Below are 23,024 nucleotides of genomic sequence, written 5' to 3'. Positions count from 1 at the left end.
CCTCGATTTCCAGTCCGCCAACGCTCCCCAGAAATCCCCGGGGCCGGCGGTCGCCGGCCTGGGCGCCCTATATTATAGGACGCGACCGCGTCCGCCGGATGCCGAGCCCCGCAGGGCACGGCGAGGATAGCCAAGGCTGCGGATGCAACCGCCGGCGCCTGAGGAAACATCAAACGGCATCATGGAAGATGATGCCCAGGGTGTGGCGCTGGCCGGTACGCAGGCGGCTGACGCCGTGGCGCAGGTTGACGCGATAGGTGCCCCGCGTCCCCGAGACCGGCCGGTGGTGGACGGCGAAGACGACGCCGTCGCCCTGGCGCAGGGACACCACTTCAGCCCGCGACTGCATGCGCGGCCGCTGCTCCGTGATCACGAACTCCCCGCCCGTGAAGTCCCGGCCCGGCTCCGACAGCAGGACGGCGACCTGCAGGGGGAACACCCGGTCGCCATACAGATCCTGGTGCAGGCAATTGTAGTCACCGGGGCCGTACTGCAACAGCAGGGGCGTGGGCCGCACCTGGCCCGCCTGGTGGCATAGCGCCAGGAACTCGGCATGGGTGTCGGGATATCGCGCGCCTTCCCCCAGCCGCTGGTTCCACCGGTTGGCCAAGGGCGCCAGCCGGGGATAGAGCCCGGTGCGCAAAGCCTGTACTGGGGTCGGCAAGGGGTAGGCCCAATACTTGTACTCCCCCATGCCGAAGCCGTGCCGCCCCATGACCACCCGGCTGCGGAAACCCTGCTCTCTCGCGTATAGCGAAGAGAGATCCCGGCACGCCTCGGGCGTCAGCAGGCCGGGCAGTACGGCGCACCCGTACGCGTCCAGTTCCTTGGAAACCGTCGCCCAGTCATAGCCATCGATGCTGGCGATGCGGTCAACGCCAGCATCGTCAAGTCCCACGCCGACCATCACGCCCGCTCCCGCGCCAACAGGGCGCGCTTGCGCTCCACCCCCCAGCGGTAGCCGGATAGGCCGCCGTCGGTCCGCACCACGCGGTGGCAGGGAATGGCGATGGCGATCGCGTTGGTGGCGCAGGCCTGGGCCACCGCCCGCACCGCCTTGGGCGCGCCAATGCCGGCCGCCACTTGCGCGTAGCTGGCCGTCTCCCCCGGCGGAATGGCACGCAAGGCCTGCCACACCCGCTGCTGGAAGGCGGTGCCGCGCACGTCCAGCGGCAGGTCCAGCCCCAGGCGCGGCGCCTCGACGAAGCCCACCACCCGGGCGACCAGGGCATCGAAATCCGGATCGTCACCCATCAGGCGGGCCTTGGGGAAACGGTCCTGCAGCTCACGCACCAGCGCGTCCGGGTCATCGCCCAGGGTGATGGCGCAGATGCCGCGCCCGCTGCGGGCCACCAGGATGGCGCCCAGACTGCACTGGGCCACGGCGAAACGAATGTCGGAATTGGCGCCGCCGTCGCGGTAGTCGCCAGGCCGCATGCCCAGCATCCCGTCCGCCGCCTCATAGAAGCGGCTGCTGGCGTTGAAGCCGGCGTCGTAAAGGGCGGTGGTGACGGTGGCGCCAGGGCGGGTCAGCTCATCCCGCACCCGGCGGGCGCGGTGGGCCGTGGCGTACGCCTTGGGCGTCAGGCCGGTGATGGCCTTGAACACGCGGTGGAAATGGTAGGGACTGAGACCGGCCTGCGCCGCCAACTCCTCCAGGCCCGGCGCCTCTTCCGCCGTCTCGATGGCGCGGCAGGCTTCCGCCACCAGCCGGGCCTGGCGCTGGGCCGTCCCCTGCTGGTCGGGCTTGCAGCGTTTGCAGGCGCGGAACCCCTCGCGCTCCGCCGCCGCACAGCTGTCGTGGAAGGCCACGTTCCGAGGCTTGGCCAAGCGGGAGGGGCAGGAGGGCCGGCAATAGACGCCGGTGGTCTTCACCGAGTAGACGAAGCGTCCATCCTGGCTGGCATCCCGATCCAAAAGCGCCTGCCAGCGGGGGTCGGCGTCGGCGGCAAGGGAGGCGATGGTCGAGGTGGATGTCATCGGGAGGGGACGCGATGGGGAAGCGGACATGGTCGTTATCCTGATATGGGGTCGTTCCTGCCCCTGATGTACCCCGCGGCCCTCACCCCAACATCCCGGCTCTTGCGGTCAAATCCGCCTACCGGTCCCTGTCGTCCGCGGCTGTGGCCGGCCGCTCCACAGCGCCTCACGGGTGATTTGACTTGACCCCCCTGGGGGAATAGGAGTCAAGGCATGACCCACGCGACCACACCCGACATCCTGAACCGCCTGAAACGGGCGCAAGGCCATTTCGCCAAGATCGTGCAGATGGTGGAGGAGGGACGCGACGCCCTGACCATCGCCCAACAGCTTCAGGCCGTGGTCAAGGCCGTGGACAAGGCGAAGATCGCTCTGGTGCTGCACCATATCGAGCATCATCTGGAAGAGGCTACCGGCCCGCTGCCCACCCAGACCCGGGCCCGTCTGTCCGAGATGGCGGAAATCACCAAATATCTGTAGAGCCAAGCCGCCCGGCGGGGCGGTTCGGGATGAGGAAAGTTAAAGCCTTAATAGCTTGCTTTCCGCCCCGTACGTATCCAATGTTTCCGCACATTGCGGACGGGGGAATATCATGAGTGAAGACTGGTGGGATGTGCCGGGAAACCCCTATGCCCCGGCAAAAACCCCGTCTCCAGCTTCCCTTGAGCCCGCTTCTCCCCCTCCCCTGCCTCCGCAGGAGGACGACCTTTGCCGGTCCTACGCCACAGCCGAACTGATGGCGTCGGAGGCCGCCACCGCGGCCCTGGTGCGATTGGATTGCGGCTTGGCTGGCAGCAGCCCCGCCGTGGCCGCCGGCTGGGTGAATCGCATGGCCATTGAGGAAGCCGCGGCCTCGGCCCGGCTGAACGGTGTCCTGGTCGATACGGCCGACCTGCGCCTGCTGGCTTGGGATAGTCTTGACCGAGCCCCTGACCCCGACCTGGCCCAGGCCCTGCCCCTGTATGATCTGGTGCGCCGCATCGCCGCCCGCCATCCCCGACATCTCTATACCCCCCGCCGCCTGGCAGCGCTGGACCGCACCCGCCACACCCGGGCCACCGGCTTCTCTCTGTGGAACGGGGCGGTGGAGGATGTGGACGCGGAGGAGCGGTGGGGGGTGTTGCAGGCCGCCCTCGCACCCGACGCCCTGGCCCACTTTCGGGCGGCTCCCGCCCTCATCGGCGCCGCCGCCTTCTTGGCTCACTGGCATCAGGTGCGCGCCGACCGTAGCGCCGGGGCAGCCCTGGGCCGTTTGCTGGCGGCATGGTGGCCTGCCCGTCAGGGACTGGTGCTGGCCCGTCACGGCGGTTTGCATAATCCAGCATTCGAGGGTTTGGATACCTTCGCCAGTCCCACGCATCCCGCCTTCGCCGGCGGCCCGGTGCTGATGCCATCCATCGGTTTTCTGGGCTACGCCATGGAGTATCGGCCGAACCGGCGCGAGGGCTGGCTGCTGGCTTTTCTTGAGGCTGCCGCCCGCGGTCTGGCGCGGGGGAACATGTTGCTGCGCCGCCTGCGGCTGGCTAAGTCCCGGTTGGCGGAGGCCTTGCGGCCCAAGCGGTCCACCTCCCGCGGCCCCCAGATGGCCGCCTTTCTGTTGGCGCAGCCAGTGGTCACCTCTGGTCGCCTGGCCCATGCCCTGGATATGAGCGGCACCGCCGCCCGTGCCCTGCTGGACGGCCTGCACCGCGACCGGCTGGTACTGGAGATTTCCGGCCGTGACGCCTACCGTGCCTACGTGGTGGAGTGAAGCCCGCCCATCCCACCCTGGCCCCCGGGCGTCGGTTTTTCTGAAAAAACCGCGGTAACTGTTTCCTTGAGGCGGTAGCCGCCTCACCTTCAGGCAAAGAAAAAGCCCCGCCACAGGGACGGGGCCGTTTCCGAGGTTTTTTCAGAAAAACCTGCTGCCGAGCCGGTACCTTTATCGGTCAGTCCGGCACATCCAGGCCGCAGCGCCGCAACGTCTCTGGCAACTGGGCGAATAGGGCGTCCAGCGCCTGCGGCGGTAAACCAGCCGCCAGGCGCAGGATGGGCCGGCCTTCATGCAGCGACAGGCGCACCAGCACCTGGCCGGTGCGGGACCGGATGACCCGCTCCCCCGTCGTCTCCGGCTGCGCCACCTTCTCGCCCTGGGCTGCCGCCATCAGGGCGCGGAGCCGGGTGGTGAAGCTCAGCCCGTCGTCGGCGCCCTTGGCCCGCAGTTCAGTGGCCGCCGCTTCAACCCGGGTGGAAGCCTCCTCATTCTCGGCCATCAGGCGGGCCAGCTTGGCACCGTCGCTGATCTTCAGGGGACGCGGGTCATCCAGGGCGGCGACCACCGTGGCCGGCAGCTCCGCGAACTTCAGCAGGTTGGACAGGTGCCCCTTGCTGAAGTCCAAGCGTTCCATCAACTCGGCCCGGCTCATCAGCCCGGTGTCCAGCACGGTCTTAAGCTGCACCGCCCGCTCATAGGCGGAAATGTCGGCGCGGGCTTCGTTCTCCTGCACCATCTTGATCAGCAGGTCGCGGTCGTCCGCCTGCATCACCCGCGCCACCACCTTGCGGCCCAGCTGGCGGCAGGCGGCCGTGCGGCGATGGCCGGCGATCAGCTCATAGCCGTCGCCATCCGCCGCTGGTCGCACCAGCACCGGGGCCAGTTGGCCGTGGCGCAGGATGTCCTGCACCAGGGTGGCGAAGGCGGCGTCGGCGAAGGCGGCTGTGTGCCTGTCTTGATACTGGGTGCTGTGGATATCGGCCGGATCCAGTTCCAGCAACACGCGGCCGCTGTCACGCAATGTCTCCAGCTCTTTGGCGCTATCCTGGAAGACGCTCTCGATCTGGTTGACGATCGGGATGGCGGATCGGGGCGCGGCCGGCCGCGCCGCCCGCGTGGCGGTCAGGTCACCGATGGCATTGTCCAGTTCGGCCATTCTGTCCTTGCGGCTCATCGCGTCCCCTCCCGCGCCGGCGTGCGCTTCCAGATGTCCCAGACCACGCGTTCGATCTCGGCATTCACATTGTTCAGATATTCCAGACCGCGTTCATAGGTTCGGCGGTTCACGTCGCTGGCTTCCAGCTCGTAATAGCTCTGCTTCAGGTTGCCGGCGCTATCCAGGCCCGTGGTCAGCGCCATGCGGTTCTCCAGCAGTGTGTCGGCGAAGATGCTGCCCATCCACTTCACCAGTTGGCTCTGGTTGCCGTCGGCCGTCTGGTATTTGGAGACCAACAGGCGCACGGCGTCGAAGGTCTTCACCCGACCGCCCTCGGCTTGCGCCAAGGTGGACAGGGTCTCATAGACCATGCGGAAGAACCGGCCGGCGGAGCTGAAGTCCAGCATGCTGGGTGGGATGGGGATCAGCAGGAAGTTCGCGGCCATGACGGCGTTGATCGACAGATAGCTCAACGACGGCGGACAGTCGCAGACGATGATGTCGTAGTCCTGGTCGATACTGGGCAAGGCGTCCTGCAGGATGCGCCAGAAGCGCAGCTCCCGCTGGCGCATCTGCCGCACCGGCACCTCGAACTCCGTGGAGTACAGGCCCAGATTGGCGGGGATGACGTCCAGCCCATCCCAGTAGGTCTTCTGGATCAGCGGCCGCAGGTCGTTGATGCGCTGGCTGTCGTCCAGGGTGAACAGGCGGTACAGTGTGTCCAGCCGGTCGAACTGCTCATCCGGCACGAAGCCGAACAGCGAAGTGGCGCTGGCCTGGCTGTCGAGGTCGATCATCAGCACCCGGTAGCCCTGCAAGGCCAGGTACTGCGCCAGGTGGACGGAGTGGGTGGTCTTGGCTGCCCCGCCCTTGAAGTTGGCGACGGTGATAACGGACAGCTTCTCCCCGGCCTCACGATCGCGTCCCACGCGATAGCGTACGTCACCAGTCTGCTGGAACAGCTGGCGGCGAATCTGATTCACCTCCGCCAGGGTGAAGCCGCGGCGGTTGTTGCCGCCGATGACGGTGCCCTGGGGAAACTGCTCATTCTTCAGCAGGGCGCGCAGATGGCTTTCCGAGATGCGGATCAGCCGCGCCGCTTCCGACGTGGGGAACAGGCGCAGGCTCTTGGCGTGGCCGGGGTAGGCCTGCACCTCGATGATCTTGCGCTGGATGGCGTCACAGCCCTCCGAGTGGTCCAGGAAAATTTGCAGGGGGTCGTCGCCGGCCGGGATGGTGCTATCGGCGGGCGCGCTGACATCGGTGGTCATTGGTGTATCCGAAGGGCTGCCAGAGATGGGCGGATAATGCCCAACCGCGATCCGGGCGCCAACCGCGATCTTTGGCCAAATATGCGGATAACTGACTCACTGTCGATTTTTTTGCGATTAGGCGGAAAAATCCGCTGATGGGATTTGAACAACTGACTGAGTTGGCGCTGTCGGTAACTGTAACCTTGAAGGCGGGGCGATCGTGACTGGAAATCCTATCGATCTTCTTTTTGGCGGCATCCGATCTTCAAGGGAACGGATACCAATTCCCGCCGTGGCTTGCTGACCTCCGAAAAGGGCGGATTTCCTGGGGTTTTCCCCCTCACGAATGCGCTACGATCGGAGGATGAGCTTTAGGTGAAAGCTTGCTCTGGAACCCGCCAAGCTTGATCCCGGTCCCGCTCTCTCACCTGCGGAAAGCCTGGCCTGTGGATGGTTTCTTCAAAAGGATTCAGGGTTAAACGGATATAGGGTTTAACTGTTACGGCGCTGAAAAACGTCGCTTTTCCAGATAGTTAACGTGAGGTTTGGTAACCATTCCCCCGACTCTGGGTAACCGAACCCTGGAGTTCTGGACTCTGAACCCTGGGGCCTCGGGTCGCCGAACCCTTGGCGAAAGGTAACCGAACCCTGGTGCAGGAAAAGTCGGTATCCGAACCCTTGAATGGAAAAGAGACGAGTTGGCCGGAGTTGGTTGCCATAGCCTTGAACTTGGTTGCCGTTCCCTCAATTCTGGTTGCCGTTCCCTTGAGGTTGGGGGATCCGGTATGCCGGTTTCGGATTCTGATACCGCGATCCAACTCACCCTGGCCCCGAGTCCGCCTGATTCCGCGCGGCCGGGATGGGGGGAGTCCGAGTTGAACTCAAGGGATCGGTTACCCAAGGTCACGGGTTCGGATACCGGCGCCAGGGTCAACTCGAAGCCGACACTAGATTTTGGGGGTAGGCCCGCCAGAATCTCAAGGGATCGGCAACCAGGCGCGTTTTTGCCATTGGCGATGCCGATTGGCCGCGTTCATCATCCGGAGTCCGAATGCCCGGTCCATGGTGGATGGGCCTGCTGCGTGTGAAGGGTGGCGACAATGGCGGGGACGACGACACGGGCTGCGGATACGGTCTCCGCGCCGGCCATGGTGGAAGCCCCGATGGCTGGCGGCCAGCTGGCCCTGGCGCTGGACAGCCCCCTGATCGGCAAGGTGAAGAACGACCGCCTGGTCATGGTCTTCAACTTCTTCGCCCTCAGCAAGGAGACGGTGACGGAACTGCCGGTCTATGACGACGGCACTGGCCGCATCGAAGTCACCGGCACCAAGCATGGTGTGGCCAACATCTGGGACAAGGAGGTGCTGATCTACCTCGTGTCCCTGATCCAGGACAAACTGAACCGGGGGGAGCCGGTCAGCCCGCGCCTGACCTTCACCGGTCACGACTTCTTCCGCGTGGTCGGCATCCACGCCACCAACACCGCCTACCAGCGGCTGGAGGACGCGCTGAAGCGCCTGCAGTCCACCCAGGTGCTGACCAACCTGGAGACGGGGGGCGAGGGTGAGACGGGCGCCTTCTCCTGGGTGCTGGACTACCGCATCAACTATCGGCGGGACAAGGACGGCGGCAAGACCATGAAGTCGCTGACCGTGCAGCTCTGCGACTGGCTGTATCGCGCGGTGGTCAAGGACCGCAAAATCCTCACCTACCATCCCGACTACTTCAAGCTGTCGCCCACGGAAAAGCGGCTATACGAGATCGCCCGCGCCCATTGCGGCAACCAGGGCGCCTTCAAGATGAACATCGAGAAGCTGCGCCTGCGCGTGGGCGCCGAAAGCGACCTCAAGGTGTTCAAGGCGCGCCTGGTGGCGCTGGCCAAGAAGCGTCAGGCCCTGCCGGAATACGGCCTGACGGTGGTGGACCCGCGCCGCTGGGGCCGCGACCGCAACGCCCCACCGCCGCCCGGCCGCACGCCGCTGAAAAGCCATATGGTCTATTTCTTCCGCACCGACAGCCTGTCGGCCATGGCGCCCTTCGACCAGGCGCCGGAGTTCCCGGACGCGCTGCCCGACATGATGATGGGCGACATGGCGGCCTGAGGCCGGGCAGTAGCAGGCGGCGTCAGTCTTGCGATCCAAAGGCAAGGATCGGGGGGGACCCAATAACGCCCCCGGCTGGTGGCCTGGATGGCCTGTGGGCCTTCCCCTATGCGTGGATGTCCCGGCTGGGTACACCAAATGCCGCATCCGAACGGCCGTCAGGTAAAGGCCACAATCCCGTATTATAGGTGAAGGATGGTTCGGCGCGCTTCCGGCAGCGGTAGGCCCGCCCGTGTGAAAGAGGATGATCATGCAGCGCGTGTTCAAGGCTCCGTTCCTGGTGATGATGTCGCTGGTGGTGGCCTTGCTGGCGTTGGCTGGCAGCGCCCCGGCAAGCGCCCGCACCTTCGTCAGCGTGGGCATTGGCGTCGGTCCCTATTGGCGACCGGCTGGATATTATGGCCCCTACTGGCACGATCCCTATTGGCGCTGGCGCAGCCCTTACTGGGCGCCCTATCCCGTGGTTTACGCGCCCTATTACGCCCCGCCCGCCTATGTTGAGGCGCCGCCTGCCTACGTGGCTCCGGCTCCGGCCCCGGCCGTGGTGCAGGCGCCGCCCCCGCCCGTCCAGGCCGGGGCGGCGAAGCCAGCCTATGACCAGGCCAACTGCCGCGAATACACGTCCACCATCACCGTGGCGGGGCGCCCCAGCCAGCAAGTGGGCACCGCCTGCCAGCAGCCGGACGGATCCTGGCGCATCGTCAACTGAGCGCCTGATCCCGGCTCTATTCGTCGGAATAGGCTTCACGCGGGCCCCAGGGATTTCCCTGGGGTTTTCGCGTTCTGGGCCTGCGACATTTGCACTTCCGTTACAAAATCCCGTCCCGCGCCGGTTCGGCTTGGGGGTATGCTCCTGGACTGTATCGCCCGGCGGGGAGGCCGGGGGCGAGAGGTACAGACGGGCATTCAAGGGACGGGGACTATGCGTACGGGGCTTATGGCGGCTGCGGTGGGCGGCTGCTTGTCTATGCTTTTCGCCTCTATGCCGTTCACCGGGGCCCGCGCGGATGAAGGACTGTGGACCTTCAACCACTTTCCCAGCGCCAAAGTCCAGGAGACCTATGGGTTCGAACCCAGCGCCCAATGGCTGGACCATCTCCGCATGGCGTCCCTGCGCCTGCCCCGGGGGTGCTCCGCTTCCTTTGTATCCCCCACCGGCCTGGTGCAGACCAACCATCACTGCGCGCGCGATTGCCTGCAGCAACTGTCCTCCTCCACCCGCAACCTGGTTGAAGAAGGCTTCTATGCCACCAGGCTGGAGGACGAGGTGAAATGCCCGGATGTGGAGGCCAACCAGCTGGTCGGCATCACCGACGTCACCCCCCAGGTCAGGGAGGCGGTGGCGGGTCGCGAAGGGCAGGACTATGGCCGGGCCCTGCGGGAGGCGCTGGCCAAGCTGCAGCGCGACTGCGCCGGCGGGGATGAGGCCATCCGCTGCGACGTGGTGGAGCTGTACCGGGGCAGCGTCTACGACGTGTATAAATACCGCCGCTACCAGGACGTCCGCCTGGTATTCTCCCCCGAGGAGGACATCGCCTTCTTCGGTGGCGATCCGGACAATTTCGAATTCCCCCGCTACGACCTGGATGTGACCTTCCTGCGTGTTTATGACGAGCACGGCGCGCCGCTGAACACCCAGGCCAGCTATTTCGCCTACGCCCCCAGCGACGCGCAGGAGGGCGACCTGGTCTTCACCTCCGGCAACCCCGGCACGACCGAGCGCCTGGACACGGTGGCGGAGCTGGAATACGACCGCGACGTCGTCCTGCCGGAATGCCTGGTCTATCTGGCCGAGCTGCGTGGCCTGCTGCTGCAATTCTCCGCCGAGGGGACGGAGCACGCGCGCGTGGCCTTCGCCAAGCTGTTTGCGGTGGAGAACGCCTACAAGGCGCGTCTGGGCCAGTTCCGCGCCCTGGTCAATCCCGGCCTGATCGAGAGCCGGCGGCGGGCGGAGAATGAGCTGCGGACCAAGGTGGCCGCCGACCCGCAGTTCCAGCAGCGCTTTGGCGATCCCTGGGCCGCCATCGCCCAGGCCGTGACCCATTACCGCGCCGTCGCCGACCGCATGGAAGTGGTGGAGGAGGGGCGCGGGCCCCAGTCCGATCTGTTCGCCTATGCCCGCCTGCTGGTGCGCGCGGCGGAACAGCGCCAGCTGCCTGACATCCGGCGCTTCCAGGAATTCACGGAGGCCGGCTTCCCCTTCACCCGCCAGCGCCTGCTGGCCAACGCCCCCATTTCCACCGACCTGGAAAAACTGCTGCTGCGCGCCTGGCTGGTGCAGCTGCGCCGGGTGCTGGGGCCGGAGGATCCCCTGGTGCGCAACGTGCTGGGCGCGCAAACGGCGGACAAGATGGCCAACGACCTGGTGGATGGCACCCGCCTGGCCGATCCCAACGAACGCAGGCGCCTGCTGACGGGCGGCATCGAGGCCATCAAGAACAGCCACGACCCCCTGATCCGCTTCGCGCAGGAAGTGGACAAGCAGGCACTGGCCATCCGCCGCGACGTGGAGGTCAATGTCGAGGCGGTGGAGCGGCGCAACGCCGGCGTCATCGCCCAGGTCATTTTCGCCGCCAAGGGCACCGGCGCCTACCCGGACGCCACCTTCAGCCCCCGCGTGTCCTATGGCACGGTGAAGGGCTATGACGAAAATGGGCGCCACGTGCGCTACTACACCACCATGGGCGAGGCCTACGGCCGCGCCACGGGGGCGGAACCGCTGGCCCTGCCGCGCTCCTGGTTGCGCGCCCGTGGCGACGTGGACTTCAGCCGCAAGCTGAACATCGTCAGCACCAACGACATCGTGCGCGGCAATTCCGGCTCGCCCGTGGTCAACACCGACGGTCAGGTGGTGGGCATGATCTTCGACGGCAACAGCCAGTCGCTGGGTGGCGACTTCGGTTTCGACGACAGCTCCAACCGCGCCGTCTGGGTGTCGGTGGGCGCGGTGAAGGAAGCGCTGACCAAGATCTACGGCACCACCCGCCTGAACCGCGAGCTGGGCATTTAGGACCTTCGTTGGCGGTCTGTGATCCGCGCGGCAGACAGTGACGCCTGGCTGCGGCCCACACCGGGTCGCCATCGCATGAAGCGGCATGAATCCCGAGGTTTTGGACCGAAGCGCGCAGTGCACGCGCAAGCCGGCATTTTTGCCGCTTGCCGCATTTCAGATCTGCGCCATCCTCATTAGGTGCGTTTCAGGACAATAAGCAATAACTTGCTTGCAAGCAGTTTCCGCGCCGCAGCATCTGGCGGCACCTTCCATACATCCGCTTTCCTTGGAACCGGCCGGGCCGGGCCCAAGGCGTTCGTGCCCTCCGGGGAATCAAGCCCAATTCGGCCTTCAACGATCAGGGACCAAAGGACCATCATGACCAGCGCGCCCACCACCCTCCCGCCCAAGCGTTCCCCCCTGCCGCGCATCATCGGTTTCGGCGTGCTGGCCGTCGTCGTGGTGGGCGGCGTCGTCCTCTGGCTCAGTGGCCGGGGCAAGGAATCCACCGACGACGCCTTCACCGAGGGCCGGGTGGTGACGGTGGCGCCCAAGGTTTCAGGCCTGGTGGTGGAACTGGCGGTGCAGGATAACCAGAAGGTGAAGGCCGGCGACCTGCTGTTCCGCATCGATCCCCGCGACTATCAGAACACCCGCGATCGCGATGCCGCCCAGCTGCAGCTGGCGCAGGCGCAGCTGGCGCAGGCCCAGACCAACCTGGACATCGCCCAGGTCACCTACCCGGCGCAGCTGGACCAGGCCCGCGCCGCCCGCGCCCAGGCGGAGGCCACGCTGGTCCGGGCCAAGGCCGACCTGGCGCGCCAGACCGAGATCGACGTCCGCGCCACCACCAAGTCGCAGATCGACGCCGCCCAGGCCAGTTTCCGCACCGCCCAGGCCCAGCTGGCCGACACCGACGCCAAGCTGCGCACGGCGGAACAGGCGCCGCGCAACATCGAGGTCGCCGCGTCCCAGGTGAAACAGCTGGAGGCCCAGGTGGCCGCGGCCCAGGCCGAACTGGCCCAGGCGGAACTGAACCTGTCCTACACCACCGTGGTGGCGCCGCAGGACGGCTGGGTCACCAAGCGCGCCGTGGAAAAGGGCAACTACCTGCAGGTGTCGCAGTCGGCGATGACGCTGGTGACGCCCGAGGTGTGGGTGGTGGCCAACTTCAAGGAAAACCAGCTGAAGCGCATGCGCGTGGGCCAGCCGGTGGACATCGAGGTCGACGCCTTCCCCGACCTGAAGCTGACCGGCGCCGTCGACAGCTTCCAGATGGGCACGGGCTCGCGCTTCACCGCTTTTCCGGCGGAAAACGCCACCGGCAACTTCGTGAAGATCGTTCAGCGCCTGCCGGTCAAGATCAAGGTGACGGGCGGCCTGCCCGCCGACCATCCCCTGCCCCTGGGCCTGTCGGTCGAACCCACTGTCAACCTGAATTGAGGGGACGGCGGTGAGCGAAGGACTTCCCCCACCCGAGGCCGATCACGGGGCGTCGACCTGGCGTCCCAAGCACAACCCCTACCTTGTCGCCATGGTGGTGACCGTCGCCACTTTCATGGAGGTGCTGGACACCACCATCATCAACGTGGCCCTGCCGCACATCGCCGGCAGCCTGTCGGTGGGCACGGACGAAAGCACCTGGACGCTGACCTCCTACCTGGTGGCCAACGGCATCGTGCTGCCCGTGTCCGGCTGGCTGGGCCGCATGATGGGGCGCAAGAACTACTTCCTGCTGTCCATCATCATGTTCACGGTGTCGTCGCTGCTGTGCGGCCTGTCGACCTCGCTGCCGGAACTGATCATCTTCCGCCTGATGCAGGGCTTCTTCGGCGGCGGCCTGCAGCCCAACCAGCAGTCCATCCTGCTGGACACGTTCGAGCCGGCCAAGCGCGCCACCGCCTTCGGCGTCACCGCCGTCGCCATCATCGCCGCCCCCATCATGGGGCCGACGCTGGGCGGCTGGATCACGGACAATTTCAGCTGGCGCTGGGTGTTCCTGATCAACGTGCCGGTGGGCATCATCGCCACCTTCGCCATCTCGGCGGTGGTGGAGGATCCGCCCTGGGCCAAGGCCGGCGCCGGCAAGGGCAAGCGCAACATCGACGTGGTCGGCCTGTCGCTGATCGCCGCCGGCTTCGCGTGCCTGCAGATCGTGCTGGACCGGGGCGAGCAGGAGGACTGGTTCTCCAGCGGCTTCATCCAGGCCTTCGGCGTGGGCGCCGTGCTGGGCCTGGTGGGCGCCGTCGTCTGGCTGCTGGACCGGCCCGATCCCATCGTCAACCTACGGGTCTGGAAGAACAAGGACTTCGCCATCGGCACCCTGTTCATCAGCATCATGGCCGCCACCCTGTACGGCAGCGCCGTGCTGATCCCGCAGTTGGCGCAGTCGCAGCTGGGCTACACCGCCACCTGGTCAGGCATGATCCTGTCGCCTGGCGGCTTCATGATCCTGTTCATGATCCCCATCATCACCCGTGTGCTGCTGAAGAAGTTCCAGGCCCAATTCATCGTGGCCACCGGCTTCTTCCTGCTGGGCGTCGCCATGTTCTACACGGGCACCATCACGCCCCAGGTCAGCTTCCTGAACCTGATGAGCATGCGCCTGGCCCAGACCTTCGGCACGGCGCTGCTGATGATCCCTATCAGCACGGTGGCCTTCGCCTCCGTCCCGCGGGAGATGAACGGCGACGCCGCCGCCTTGTACGCCATGTCGCGCAACCTGGGCGGCAGTATCGGCATCGCGCTGGTCACGGCCTACCTGACGCAACGGTCGCAGGTGCACCAGGCCTACCTGGTCGAACATCTGTCGGACCTGAACATGGGCTATCAGATGACCAAGCAGGCCTGGATGAACGGCCTGGCCGGCCACGGGCTGACGCCGTCGCAGATGGACTCCTCGGCCCTGGGCGGCATCTACCGCACCCTGGTGCGCCAAGCGGCCATCCTGGGCTACGTCGATGTCTTCCGCATAACCGGCGTGATCGCCTTCTGCGTCGTGCCCCTGGCCTTTTTCATGAAATCCACCAAGGCGGCGCCCAAGCCCGCCGCCGCGGAGTGACCCTGATGTCCGCTTCCTCGCCCTTTTCCCCGCTTCCGCGCCGGGCCCGACTGTTGGCCGCCACGGCGGCCCTGGCCTTGACGGCCGCCTGCACCCTGGGTCCTGACTACCAGCCGCCGGCGGCCGACGCGCCCGCGGCGTGGAGCGCCACGACGACCCAGGCGACCGTGAAGACCCAGGTCAGCACCGACGCCACCGTGCTGGCCCACTGGTGGACGGAATTCCGCGACCCCACCCTGGACAAGCTGGTGGCCGACGTGGTCGCCGGCAACCTGGACCTGAAGGTGGCGGAGCAGCGCATCCTGTCCGCCCGCGCCCAGCGCCAGCAGGCGGCCGCCGCCCAGTATCCCAGCGTGAAGGGGGAGGGCGCGGCCATGCGCAACCGCCTGCCCCCGGGGGCGACGGGCTCGCTGGGCGGCACCAGCAACATCTTCCTGGCGGGCTTCGACGCCTCCTGGGAACTGGATCTGTTCGGCGGCACCCGCCGCAGCATCGAGGCCGCCGACGCCAACGTCGAGGCCGGCATTGAGAACCGCCGCTCGCTGGTCATGTCCATGCTGGCGGAACTGGGCACCGACTACGCCGCCCTGCGCTCCATCCAGGCGCGCATCGTCATCGCCGACGAGAATGTGCGCCTGTCGCAGGAAACCCGCGACCTGACGGCCGCCAAGTACAAGGTGGGCCTGGCGACCGAACTGCAGCTGGCGGAGGCTGACGGCCAGCTGGAACAGCAGAAGGCGGTGCTGCCCTCACTGGCGACCCAGGCAGCCCAGCGGGCCCACGCCATCGCCACCCTGACCGGCCGCACCCCCGCCGACGTGGACAGCCTGCTGACCACCGCCGGGCCGGAGGTTCCCTTGCCGCCGGCCCTGCCGGCCAGCCTGCCGTCCGAGGTGGTGCGGGCCCGCCCCGACATCCGGGCCGCCGAGCGCACCATGGCCGCCACCAATGCCCAGATCGGTGTCAAGGAGGCGGCGCGCTTTCCCAAGCTGTCGCTGGGCCTCATCGGCGGCTTTCTCAACCCGGACATCGGCAAGCTGCTGCAGGGCGACAGCTTCGGCTGGAGCGTGGGGCCCACCCTCAGTGGCCCCATCTACGACGGCGGCCGCCTGAAGGCCGGCGTGAAGGATGCCGAGGCCCAGGCCGAAGAGGCCCGCCTGACCTACCGCAAGACGGTGCTGACCGCCTTCCAGGAGGTGGAGGACGCGCTGGTGGCCTACGCGAACGAACGCCAGAGGAACGAGACGCTGCACCGCGCGCTGGATGCAGCCCAGCGGGCGCAGGACCGCGCCCGGTCGCAGTACCGCGCCGGCCTGGCCGACTTCCTGACCGTGCTGGACGCCGACCGCACGCTGGCCACGTCCAAGGACGCCGTCGCGCAGAGCGACTACGCCCTGGTGCAGCAGACCATCGCCCTCTACAAGGCGCTGGGCGGCGGCTGGCAGGCGGGGGAGACCACCACGGCCGCCGGCGTCGCCGGCGCGCCGCCAGCGTGACCTGGGGGCGGTGATGGGCCAGGGTGAGACAGCGGTGATGGAAGGTGACACCTCCGACGGGCGCCCCGATGGACGGCCCGGTGGGCGCCAACGCAAGGCGGGTGACACCCGCCGGGCGGAGATCATCGCCGCCGCCCTGGAATTGTTGCATGAGGTGGGGCCCGGCGGCACCACGACCACGGCCATCGCCCGCCGCATCGGCATGGCCCAGGGCTCGCTGTTCCGCCATTTCCCCACCAAGCGGGCCATGTGGGAGGCGCTGCTGGACAGCCTGTCCCACCGCATCGCCCCGCCGATCCAGGAGGCGCTGAACGGTGCCGGTAGTCCCATGGCCCGCCTGCGGCAGGTCATGCACACCTGGCTGGGGCTGGCTGAAAGCATTCCGGCGCTGTCGTCGCTGGTGTTCTCGCGCGAGGTGCTGGCCGACAGCCCCGATATGCGCAGCCTGCTGGCGGAACGCCTGCAGCGGCCCCACCGCATCTATTGCGCCCTGATCCATGAAGGTATCGCGGCGGGCGAGGTCTCGCCCGACACCGATGTGGAACGCGTGGGCTGGATACTTTCGGGCATGAAGCACAGCCTGGTCATGCGCTGGACCCTGCTGGACCGCACCCTGGACATGCACGCCGACCTGGATGTGATGCTGGATACGATTATCGCCGGCATAAGCCGGCGATAATCGTATCCGTGCGTTAGCCTCAGGCACGCCGAATAATGGTGGTGGGGCGGCAAATGGCCGGCCCCCCCTGTGTCATTTTTCCCGACAGGTTGGCGGCTTTTGCTCCGTACCATCGGGCGGTCACGGAGGTGGGCGTTCCACTTTGCCCGCTGGTGGCTGGGCCAATTGGGCGCAGGCCCAGTTCGTCCGTGACAGGGGGCCTCCCGTGTGAAAAGAAGGGCGCCGGGTCCATCCCCATCTCGCGTTTCCATCTGGCCTCCCTTCCTGGATCACGCCCCGCGATGCTGCGCCACCGGTCGTCCCGTTCCCCGCTTTCGTCCGTCGCCAAGCGGCCCCTGCTGATCTTCCTCATGGCGGGTGCGCTGACGGGCTGCACCGTGGGGCCGGACTATGAACGGCCGGAAACGCCGCAGCCGGCGGCCTATCGTGAAACGGTGACGGGCGACGCCGCCAAGGACGCGACCCTGCGCACGGAAATCGCCGCCGACTGGTGGCGGCAATTCAAGTCGCCGGAACTGGACGGCCTGATCGCCCGCGTGGCGTCGAATAACTTCGACGTGCGCGCCGCGGTGGCCCGCATCCGCCAGGCCGAGGGGACGGTGGACGAACAACGCTCCACCCTGTTCCCCACGGTGACGGCGAATGCGGGGCGCACCCGCAGCCAGACGGGCGGCGGCACCACCACCGTCAGCAACGGCAACTTCATCACCCGCAACAACATCAGCAGCAACTATTCGGCCAAGCTGTCGGCCAGTTACGAGCTGGATTTCTGGGGCAAGAACCGGTCTGCCTTCGAATTGGCCAAGGCCAGCCTGAACTACAGCCGCTACGACAAGCAGACGGTGCTGATGACGGCCATCGCCACGGTGGCCACCGACTACTTCCAGGCGCTGGCCTACAAGGACCGCCTAGCCCTTGCCCGCCAATCGCTGCGCGACGCCGAGGATGTGCTGCGCGGCATCCAGGCCCGCGCCCGCGCCGGCACCGCCACCGATGTCGACGTGGCCAACCAGGTGAACGTGGTGGAAGGCGAGCGCGCCGCCATTCCGCAGTATGAGCAAAGCCTGGCGCAGCAGATCGACGCGCTGGCGGTGCTGGTCGGCGTCCTGCCGGAACAGCTGAAGATCGAGGGCACCACCCTCAGCGGCCTGGCGGAGCCCGAGGTGGCGCCCAACCTGCCGTCCACCCTGCTGACCCGTCGGCCGGACGTGGCCTCGGCCGAGGCGCAGCTGATCGCCGCCAACGCCACCCTGCGCAGCGTCATCGCCCAGCAATACCCCAGCCTCAGCCTGACCGGTAGCTACGGCTACCAGAATGAGTCGCTGGGCGACCTGTTCAACCCGGCCAGCAAGCTATGGTCGCTGGGCACCTCGCTCAGCCAGACGGTGTTCGACGCCGGCAACCTGCAGGCACAGTCCGACGTGCAGCGCGCCCGGGTGGAGGAGCTGGCGGCGGATTACCAGAAGGCGGTCGTCACCGCCTTCTCCGATGTCGAGGACGCGCTGGCCGGGGTGCGCTACACCCGCGACATCCGCGGCGCCCAGGAAAAGGCCACGGCCTCGGCCGATGTGGCCCTGCGCGGCACCACCGGGCAGTTCCAGCGCGGCACCGCCGACATGGTCAGCGTGCTGACGGCCCAGCGCACGCTGTTCAGCGCCCAGGACAGCCTGGTGCAAAGCCGCCTGAACTACCTCACCTCCATCGTCACGCTGTATCGCGTGCTGGGCGGTGGGTGGTCGGTGGAACAGACCGAGGCCCAGGCCGACACCGCCCCGGCCAAGGCTGGCGGCTGACCGCCGTCAGCAAAGCCAGGGGCGCCTTCGTCATTTCCGGCAAAATGCCGACCTTGGGGCTAGCCGCGCGGGACGCGTGCTGGCACACCTGATCGCATCCTCGCGCCGTTCCCTGGTTGAAAGGCCCGCCTGTTTCCCATGTCCGCGCCCGCCTTGGACCGCCCTTCCGTGGAATCCTCCCCGGCCGCCAAGCCTGAACGCCTGCTCTCGCTGGACGTCTTCCGGGGGCTGACCGTGGCCCTGATGCTGCTGGTCAACGATCCCGGCACCTGGTCCGACATCTATTGGCCGCTGCGCCACGCCAAATGGCACGGCTGGACGCCCACCGACCTGGTTTTCCCCTTCTTCCTGTTCATGGTGGGCATCACCACCCATCTGTCGCTGACCCAGCGGCGGGCCCGGGGGGATGGCGACGGCGCCTTGGCTCGCCAAGTCCTGCGGCGCGCGCTCATCCTGTTCGGCCTCGGCCTGTTCATCGCGTGGTTCCCGGGCTACGCGCTGGCGGATCACGGCACGCTGGCCGACCGCGCTTTGGCGCAGGTGCTGTCCTGGCGCGTTCCCGGTGTCCTGCAGCGTATCGCCCTGTGCTATGCCGCCGCCGGCCTGGTGTCGCTGCGGCTCGGCATCCGGGGGCAGGGCGCGTTGATCGTCCTGCTGCTGCTGGGCTACTGGGCGGTGATGACGCTGGTCCCGGTGCCCGGCACGGGTGCCACCGGCCTGTCGGCGCTGGCCCGTCCCGGCGCCACCGTGGCGGCGGCGGTCGATCGCGCGCTGTTCGACTGGGGCCCGCTAGGCAACCATCTATGGGCCGCCGCCAAGACCTGGGATCCCGAAGGCGCGTTGTCGACCCTGCCTGCCGTCGCCACGGCGCTGCTGGGTGTCCAGGCCGGTCGCTGGCTGGCCCGGCCCCTGCCGCTGCCGGCCCGCATCCGGGGCCTGATCGTGGCCGGGGTCGTGGGTGTCCTGCTGGGCGAAGTCTGGGACTTGGCCTTCCCCATCAACAAGAACCTGTGGACCAGCTCCTTCGTGGCCCTGACCGCCGGCATGGCCTGCCTGTGCCTGGGCGCCCTGCTGTGGGTGGTGGAGGTGCGCGGCTGGCGCCGCTGGACCCGGCCGGCCCTGGTCTTCGGCGTCAACCCCATCCTGGCCTATGTCGGGTCGGAACTGATGGCCATTATCATCGGCGGCGTCATCACCCTGCCCTGGGACCACCGCATCGCCCCCCTGCAGGACGTGATCTACGAGGCGGTGTTCTATCCCCTGCTGCCGGAAAAGGCGGCCTCGCTGGCCTTCGCCCTCCTGTTCGTCGCCCTGTGGTGGGCGATCCTCGAGGTGCTGTACCGCCGGCGGATCTTCCTGAAGGTGTGAGGGAATGCGCAAGGTGACCTGGTGGTCAGCGCCGAACCGGGTGTCGTGGACTGCGCCATTTCCTTGGGCATGGCGCAGTTCCGGTAGCGGAAAGTGCGCTGAGGGGTCCTCTTAGGCGGCGTTGTCCTCGAAGCACAGGCTGAACAGCGCCCCGCCGCCGTGGCGGTCGCGGGCGACCAGGCGGCCGCCGTGCTGGCGCATGATCTCCATGGCGATGGCCAGGCCCAGGCCCGATCCGGTGATGCCGGCGCCGGCGGCCCCGCGCACGAAGGGTTCCGCCAGGGTCAGAGGGTCCTCACCCTGCAACCCCGGGCCGCGGTCGGCCACGGACAGGATGGGGCCGGGGCCCACCCGCACCTCCACCGTGCCGCCCACGGGGCCATAGGCGACGGCGTTTTCCACCAGGTTGCGCAGGGCCTCGGCCACGGCGCCGGTGTTGCACACCAGGGGGAAGTCCTCCACCACCTCCAGCTCGATGGATTTGCCCAGGGACCGGATGAAGGGCGCCAGGGTCACCAGCTCCCCGGCCGTCAGCTCCCCCGCCATGACTCGATCCGTGCGGGGCAGGGGGGTGCCGGACAGGCGCGACAGCGACAAGAGTTGCGCCACCAGGCGTGACAGGCGGCGCACGTCGGCGCGCACGGCCGCCATGTCGGCTTCCCCGCTTTCCAGGCGGGCCTGCACCACGGCCAGGGGGGTGCGCAGCTGGTGGGCGGCGTCGGCGATGAAGCGGCGGTGGTGGCGGAAGCTGCCTTCCAGCCGGGCCAGCGCCGTGTTGAAGGCGTCGACCAGGGGCAGGACTTCGCTGGGCAGGTTCTTGCCGTCCAGCCGGTGGTCCAGCCGGTCCAAGCCGATGGCCGCCGCCTCCTCCGACATCTCCTGGATGGGGGTCAGGCTGCTGCGGATGGTCCAGACGCCGATGGCGGCGGCGATCAGGGCCACGGGGATGCCGAACAGCAGGATGTCGCGGACGAATTCATCCAGCAGGCCGTTGATGATCTTCTGGTCGGCGGTGGGCGATTGCGCCACCGCCAGCGTCAGGGTGCGGTCGCCCAGCTTGATGGGCGTGGCAAGGCCATAGCGCTCCGGCTCGCCCGGCGGGCGGAAGAAATATTCCATGTCCGGCTGGTTCAGCGCCTCGCGCAGGGTGTTGGCGGCGCGGGGCAGGGATTGGGTCAGCAGCCGGCCGTGCTGGTCCCACACGGCATAGATGACGCCGTCCTCCTCCAGGGCGTAGCGGTTGGCCAGATCCGGCGGCAGGCGGTCCAGCGACAGGCCGCCATGGTTGAACACGGCCATCAGCTCATTGGCCTGGCCGCGCAGCACCTTGCGCTGCACGACGCCGCCCGCTTCCTCCAGCCGCACCACCAGGGGCAGGATGCCCACGGCGACGGATACCAGGAACAGCAGGCCCAGGCGCCAGGCCAGGCGACCCTGAAGCGACCGGTGCCGCCAGATCTGCGCCAGGGTGGCCAGCATCAGAAAGGAATCCGAGGAGAGAGGGGGCTCACGATGCGCTCATCATATAGCCCAGGCCGCGCATGGTGATAATGCCGGCCGTGGCCTCGGCGGCCGCCAGCTTGCGGCGCAGGCGGGACACCAGCGCCTCCACCGCGTTGTCGGTGGCTTCGTTGCCGAAGCCGTAGAGCGCGCTGTCGATGTGCGCCTTGGTCACCACCTGGTCCAGCTTGCGCAGCAGGACTTCCAGCAAGGCGAGTTCGCGCGCCGTCAGGGCCAGGGGGGCGCCGGCCACGGCCACACTGCGGGCGGCGCTGTCGAAGGACAGGTTGCCGCATTCCAGCACCACGCCGATGACGCCGCCCGGCCGGCGCAGCAGGGCGCGCAGGCGGGCCGCCAGCTCCCCCATGTCGAAGGGCTTCACCAGGTAATCGTCGGCGCCGGCGTCCAGCCCCTCGATACGGTCATCCAGCGTGGACCGGGCCGTCAGCATCAGGATGGGCACCTTGCGGCGGCAGCCGCGCAGGCGGCGCACCAAGCTGACGCCGTCGCCGTCGGGCAGGCGCCGGTCCAGCACCAGGGCGTCGTAATCGGCGGTGGAGATATAATCGTCAGCCTCGGCCAAGCTGCCGCAGGAATTGACGGTGAAGCCAATTCGCGACAGATGATCGGCGGTCAAGGTCCGCAGATCCCGTTCATCCTCAACCAAGAGAAGCCGCATCGGCCAAGTTCCCGCCCATGTCTCCGACGCACCCACCATGGGCGGCAAAGGTATCTATACGCGCGAGCCGCCGCGGCCTGTCGCCACCCTGGCCGATTTCCAGGGGCGGGGCCGGGTTGTGGGGCGCGCGGCCGCGTCAGCAAGGCGTCAGCTTGACTGTGCCATCGTTGCCACGCGCTGATCAACCAAGGGTGCTGACCATCATGACCGTCCTCACCGCCGCCCTGCGGCCGGACTCGTCTTCCGAACCCTGGGGCTCCCTGTCCGCTCCGCCGGTCGGGGCCGCGCCCGCCATCGACTACCGTCCACCGGTGGCGCCGGTGGACGATGGCTTCGGACGGCACCGTCCCGCCGGGCTGCCGGGCCTGCTGCTGGCGCTGGGCGCCGCCCTGCCGGCCAGTCGCTGGGGCGTGGCCGTTGGCGGTGTGCTGGGCCCGATGGTGCGCGTCGTGGTCCCCTGGTTGTACGGGTCGGTCATAGACGTGTCCGTCGATGGACTGCGCCGCCGCCTGCATGTCCGCGACCATGCCGACGACCGCCGTTTCCTGGCGCTGCCCCGCCAGGCGGCGGCCAAGGCCCGCGCCCGCATCGCCGCGGCCCTGCCGGCGGACGGCGTCTTCGTCGATGTCGGTGCCGGCACCGGCCTGCACACCCTGGCCGCCGCCCGCCATCTGGGCGCCGAGGGTCGCGTGCTGGCGGTGGAACCCAACGCCGCCACCCGTGACCAGCTGGCCGTCAACCTTTCCCTGAACCCCATCGCCGCCGCCGTGATCTTGGTGGACGAGGCGGTGGGGCCCATCTGCGACGGTTTGATCCTGGCGACCGGCAAGCGCAAGGCGGCCGCTGCGCCGGCGTGGGACGCGCCGCCGCCGGCCCTGGTGCGCACCCGTCCGCTGCTTGATTTGGCGCGGGCCGCCGGCCTGCACCGTGTCGACGTGTTGCGCCTGGGCTACAAGGCCGGCGCCGACCTGGCGCTGATCCCCTTCCTGCAGGCGGCACCCCAGGCCCTGCGGCCCCGACTGATCGTCATCGACCGGCGCGGCGCCAAGGGCTGGGGCGTGGATCTGCCAGCCACCCTGGCCTTGTTCGGTTATCACGCCTGTGGCGGCACGCCGGACGCCCTGCTGTTCCAGGGCGAGGCTACTGAGGACAGCGGCGCCCTGTGGGAACCGGCCGACTGGTCGCTGGTCGCCTCCTGATCCCGCCCGTCTG

At 67.9% G+C, this 23,024-nt stretch carries 18 protein-coding genes; 12 read left to right on the top strand and 6 right to left on the bottom strand.

From position 1 onward, the window contains the following. Nucleotides 1-169: 169 nt before the first annotated feature. Together UAA55_RS12950 and ada are read right to left on the bottom strand one after the other, a co-directional pair. Entirely contained in the window at nt 170-907 is a 738-nt protein-coding gene (locus tag UAA55_RS12950) for a 2OG-Fe(II) oxygenase (protein ID WP_322953218.1), read from the bottom strand. After that, nucleotides 907-2,010 (bottom strand): bifunctional DNA-binding transcriptional regulator/O6-methylguanine-DNA methyltransferase Ada, encoded by a 1,104-nt coding sequence (ada, locus tag UAA55_RS12945; RefSeq protein ID WP_416235189.1) that lies wholly within the window; start codon nt 2,008-2,010, stop codon nt 907-909. The genes UAA55_RS12950 and ada overlap by 1 nt, the downstream gene beginning before the upstream one ends. Before the next feature lie 183 nt (nt 2,011-2,193). Between ada and UAA55_RS12940 the strand changes: the two genes are divergently transcribed. Both UAA55_RS12940 and UAA55_RS12935 read left to right on the top strand, forming a co-directional pair. Further along, nucleotides 2,194-2,460 carry a metal-sensing transcriptional repressor gene (locus tag UAA55_RS12940; protein WP_322918954.1) on the top strand — a complete coding sequence of 89 codons (267 nt, stop codon included), beginning with the start codon at nt 2,194-2,196 and terminating at the stop codon, nt 2,458-2,460. A gap of 112 nt (nt 2,461-2,572) precedes the next feature. Then, nucleotides 2,573-3,730 carry a hypothetical protein gene (locus UAA55_RS12935; protein ID WP_322953217.1) on the top strand — a complete coding sequence of 386 codons (1,158 nt, stop codon included), beginning with the start codon at nt 2,573-2,575 and terminating at the stop codon, nt 3,728-3,730. A 178-nt stretch (nt 3,731-3,908) separates the two neighbouring features. Here the strand turns inward: UAA55_RS12935 and UAA55_RS12930 are convergent, their stop codons facing one another. Then, nucleotides 3,909-4,907, bottom strand: a complete 999-nt coding sequence (locus UAA55_RS12930; protein WP_322953216.1) for a ParB/RepB/Spo0J family partition protein — start codon at nt 4,905-4,907, stop codon at nt 3,909-3,911. After that, nucleotides 4,904-6,160: a plasmid partitioning protein RepA gene (gene repA / locus UAA55_RS12925; protein WP_322953215.1), complete on the bottom strand. Its 1,257-nt coding sequence runs from the start codon at nt 6,158-6,160 to the stop codon at nt 4,904-4,906. Before repA ends, UAA55_RS12930 begins: the two co-directional genes overlap by 4 nt. A gap of 1,145 nt (nt 6,161-7,305) precedes the next feature. On the opposite strand from repA, the gene UAA55_RS12920 reads away from it, so the two are divergent. From UAA55_RS12920 to UAA55_RS12880, 9 genes are all read left to right on the top strand, one after another. Further along, entirely contained in the window at nt 7,306-8,244 is a 939-nt protein-coding gene (locus UAA55_RS12920; RefSeq protein ID WP_322953214.1) for a replication initiator protein A, read from the top strand. A 250-nt stretch (nt 8,245-8,494) separates the two neighbouring features. Further along, nucleotides 8,495-8,953 (top strand): hypothetical protein, encoded by a 459-nt coding sequence (locus tag UAA55_RS12915; RefSeq protein WP_322953213.1) that lies wholly within the window; start codon nt 8,495-8,497, stop codon nt 8,951-8,953. A gap of 258 nt (nt 8,954-9,211) precedes the next feature. Then, on the top strand, nt 9,212-11,254 hold the full coding sequence (locus UAA55_RS12910) for a S46 family peptidase (protein WP_322953212.1): 2,043 nt from the start codon (nt 9,212-9,214) through the stop codon (nt 11,252-11,254). A 360-nt stretch (nt 11,255-11,614) separates the two neighbouring features. Further along, on the top strand, nt 11,615-12,679 hold the full coding sequence (locus UAA55_RS12905; protein WP_322953211.1) for an HlyD family secretion protein: 1,065 nt from the start codon (nt 11,615-11,617) through the stop codon (nt 12,677-12,679). Nucleotides 12,680-12,689: 10 nt separating this feature from the next. Continuing rightward, nucleotides 12,690-14,297 carry a DHA2 family efflux MFS transporter permease subunit gene (locus UAA55_RS12900; RefSeq protein WP_416235188.1) on the top strand — a complete coding sequence of 536 codons (1,608 nt, stop codon included), beginning with the start codon at nt 12,690-12,692 and terminating at the stop codon, nt 14,295-14,297. A 5-nt stretch (nt 14,298-14,302) separates the two neighbouring features. After that, nucleotides 14,303-15,793, top strand: a complete 1,491-nt coding sequence (locus UAA55_RS12895; RefSeq protein ID WP_322953210.1) for an efflux transporter outer membrane subunit — start codon at nt 14,303-14,305, stop codon at nt 15,791-15,793. Nucleotides 15,794-15,830: 37 nt separating this feature from the next. After that, nucleotides 15,831-16,472, top strand: a complete 642-nt coding sequence (locus UAA55_RS12890; protein ID WP_322953208.1) for a TetR/AcrR family transcriptional regulator — start codon at nt 15,831-15,833, stop codon at nt 16,470-16,472. A gap of 281 nt (nt 16,473-16,753) precedes the next feature. Beyond that, nucleotides 16,754-18,265: an efflux transporter outer membrane subunit gene (locus UAA55_RS12885; RefSeq protein ID WP_322953207.1), complete on the top strand. Its 1,512-nt coding sequence runs from the start codon at nt 16,754-16,756 to the stop codon at nt 18,263-18,265. A gap of 168 nt (nt 18,266-18,433) precedes the next feature. Next, the gene (locus UAA55_RS12880) at nt 18,434-19,633 is read left to right on the top strand and encodes an acyltransferase family protein (RefSeq protein ID WP_322953206.1); all 1,200 of its coding nucleotides are present in this window, start codon (nt 18,434-18,436) and stop codon (nt 19,631-19,633) included. 111 nt (nt 19,634-19,744) lie between these two features. Here UAA55_RS12880 and UAA55_RS12875 read toward each other — a convergent pair whose 3' ends face one another. Together UAA55_RS12875 and UAA55_RS12870 are read right to left on the bottom strand one after the other, a co-directional pair. Then, the gene (locus UAA55_RS12875) at nt 19,745-21,112 is read right to left on the bottom strand and encodes a sensor histidine kinase (RefSeq protein WP_322953204.1); all 1,368 of its coding nucleotides are present in this window, start codon (nt 21,110-21,112) and stop codon (nt 19,745-19,747) included. A 28-nt stretch (nt 21,113-21,140) separates the two neighbouring features. Continuing rightward, complete coding sequence (locus tag UAA55_RS12870; RefSeq protein ID WP_322953203.1) at nt 21,141-21,812, bottom strand: response regulator transcription factor; 672 nt, start codon at nt 21,810-21,812, stop codon at nt 21,141-21,143. Nucleotides 21,813-22,015: 203 nt separating this feature from the next. On the opposite strand from UAA55_RS12870, the gene UAA55_RS12865 reads away from it, so the two are divergent. Continuing rightward, nucleotides 22,016-23,011, top strand: a complete 996-nt coding sequence (locus UAA55_RS12865; RefSeq protein ID WP_322953202.1) for an FkbM family methyltransferase — start codon at nt 22,016-22,018, stop codon at nt 23,009-23,011. Nucleotides 23,012-23,024 lie beyond the last annotated feature (13 nt).

The organism is Nitrospirillum guanabarense (assembly GCF_034653355.1).
Classification (GTDB): domain Bacteria; phylum Pseudomonadota; class Alphaproteobacteria; order Azospirillales; family Azospirillaceae; genus Nitrospirillum.
The sequence above is the reverse complement of the archived record's forward strand: the minus strand, read 5'-3'. Positions and strand labels throughout refer to the sequence as shown.

Excerpts from the sequence above, each read along its gene's own strand:
- UAA55_RS12870 (WP_322953203.1), bottom strand. The coding sequence starts at position 21,812 with ATGCGGCTTCTCTTGGTTGAGGATGAACGGGATCTGCGGACCTTGACC.
- UAA55_RS12935 (WP_322953217.1), top strand. The coding sequence starts at position 2,573 with ATGAGTGAAGACTGGTGGGATGTGCCGGGAAACCCCTATGCCCCGGCA.
- UAA55_RS12890 (WP_322953208.1), top strand. The coding sequence starts at position 15,831 with ATGGAAGGTGACACCTCCGACGGGCGCCCCGATGGACGGCCCGGTGGG.
- UAA55_RS12920 (WP_322953214.1), top strand. The coding sequence starts at position 7,306 with ATGGCTGGCGGCCAGCTGGCCCTGGCGCTGGACAGCCCCCTGATCGGC.
- UAA55_RS12875 (WP_322953204.1), bottom strand. The coding sequence starts at position 21,112 with ATGCTGGCCACCCTGGCGCAGATCTGGCGGCACCGGTCGCTTCAGGGT.
- UAA55_RS12940 (WP_322918954.1), top strand. The coding sequence starts at position 2,194 with ATGACCCACGCGACCACACCCGACATCCTGAACCGCCTGAAACGGGCG.
- UAA55_RS12950 (WP_322953218.1), bottom strand. The coding sequence starts at position 907 with ATGGTCGGCGTGGGACTTGACGATGCTGGCGTTGACCGCATCGCCAGC.
- repA (WP_322953215.1), bottom strand. The coding sequence starts at position 6,160 with ATGACCACCGATGTCAGCGCGCCCGCCGATAGCACCATCCCGGCCGGC.
- UAA55_RS12915 (WP_322953213.1), top strand. The coding sequence starts at position 8,495 with ATGCAGCGCGTGTTCAAGGCTCCGTTCCTGGTGATGATGTCGCTGGTG.
- UAA55_RS12895 (WP_322953210.1), top strand. The coding sequence starts at position 14,303 with ATGTCCGCTTCCTCGCCCTTTTCCCCGCTTCCGCGCCGGGCCCGACTG.
- UAA55_RS12885 (WP_322953207.1), top strand. The coding sequence starts at position 16,754 with ATGCTGCGCCACCGGTCGTCCCGTTCCCCGCTTTCGTCCGTCGCCAAG.
- ada (WP_416235189.1), bottom strand. The coding sequence starts at position 2,010 with ATGTCCGCTTCCCCATCGCGTCCCCTCCCGATGACATCCACCTCGACC.
- UAA55_RS12930 (WP_322953216.1), bottom strand. The coding sequence starts at position 4,907 with ATGAGCCGCAAGGACAGAATGGCCGAACTGGACAATGCCATCGGTGAC.
- UAA55_RS12905 (WP_322953211.1), top strand. The coding sequence starts at position 11,615 with ATGACCAGCGCGCCCACCACCCTCCCGCCCAAGCGTTCCCCCCTGCCG.
- UAA55_RS12865 (WP_322953202.1), top strand. The coding sequence starts at position 22,016 with ATGACCGTCCTCACCGCCGCCCTGCGGCCGGACTCGTCTTCCGAACCC.
- UAA55_RS12910 (WP_322953212.1), top strand. The coding sequence starts at position 9,212 with ATGCTTTTCGCCTCTATGCCGTTCACCGGGGCCCGCGCGGATGAAGGA.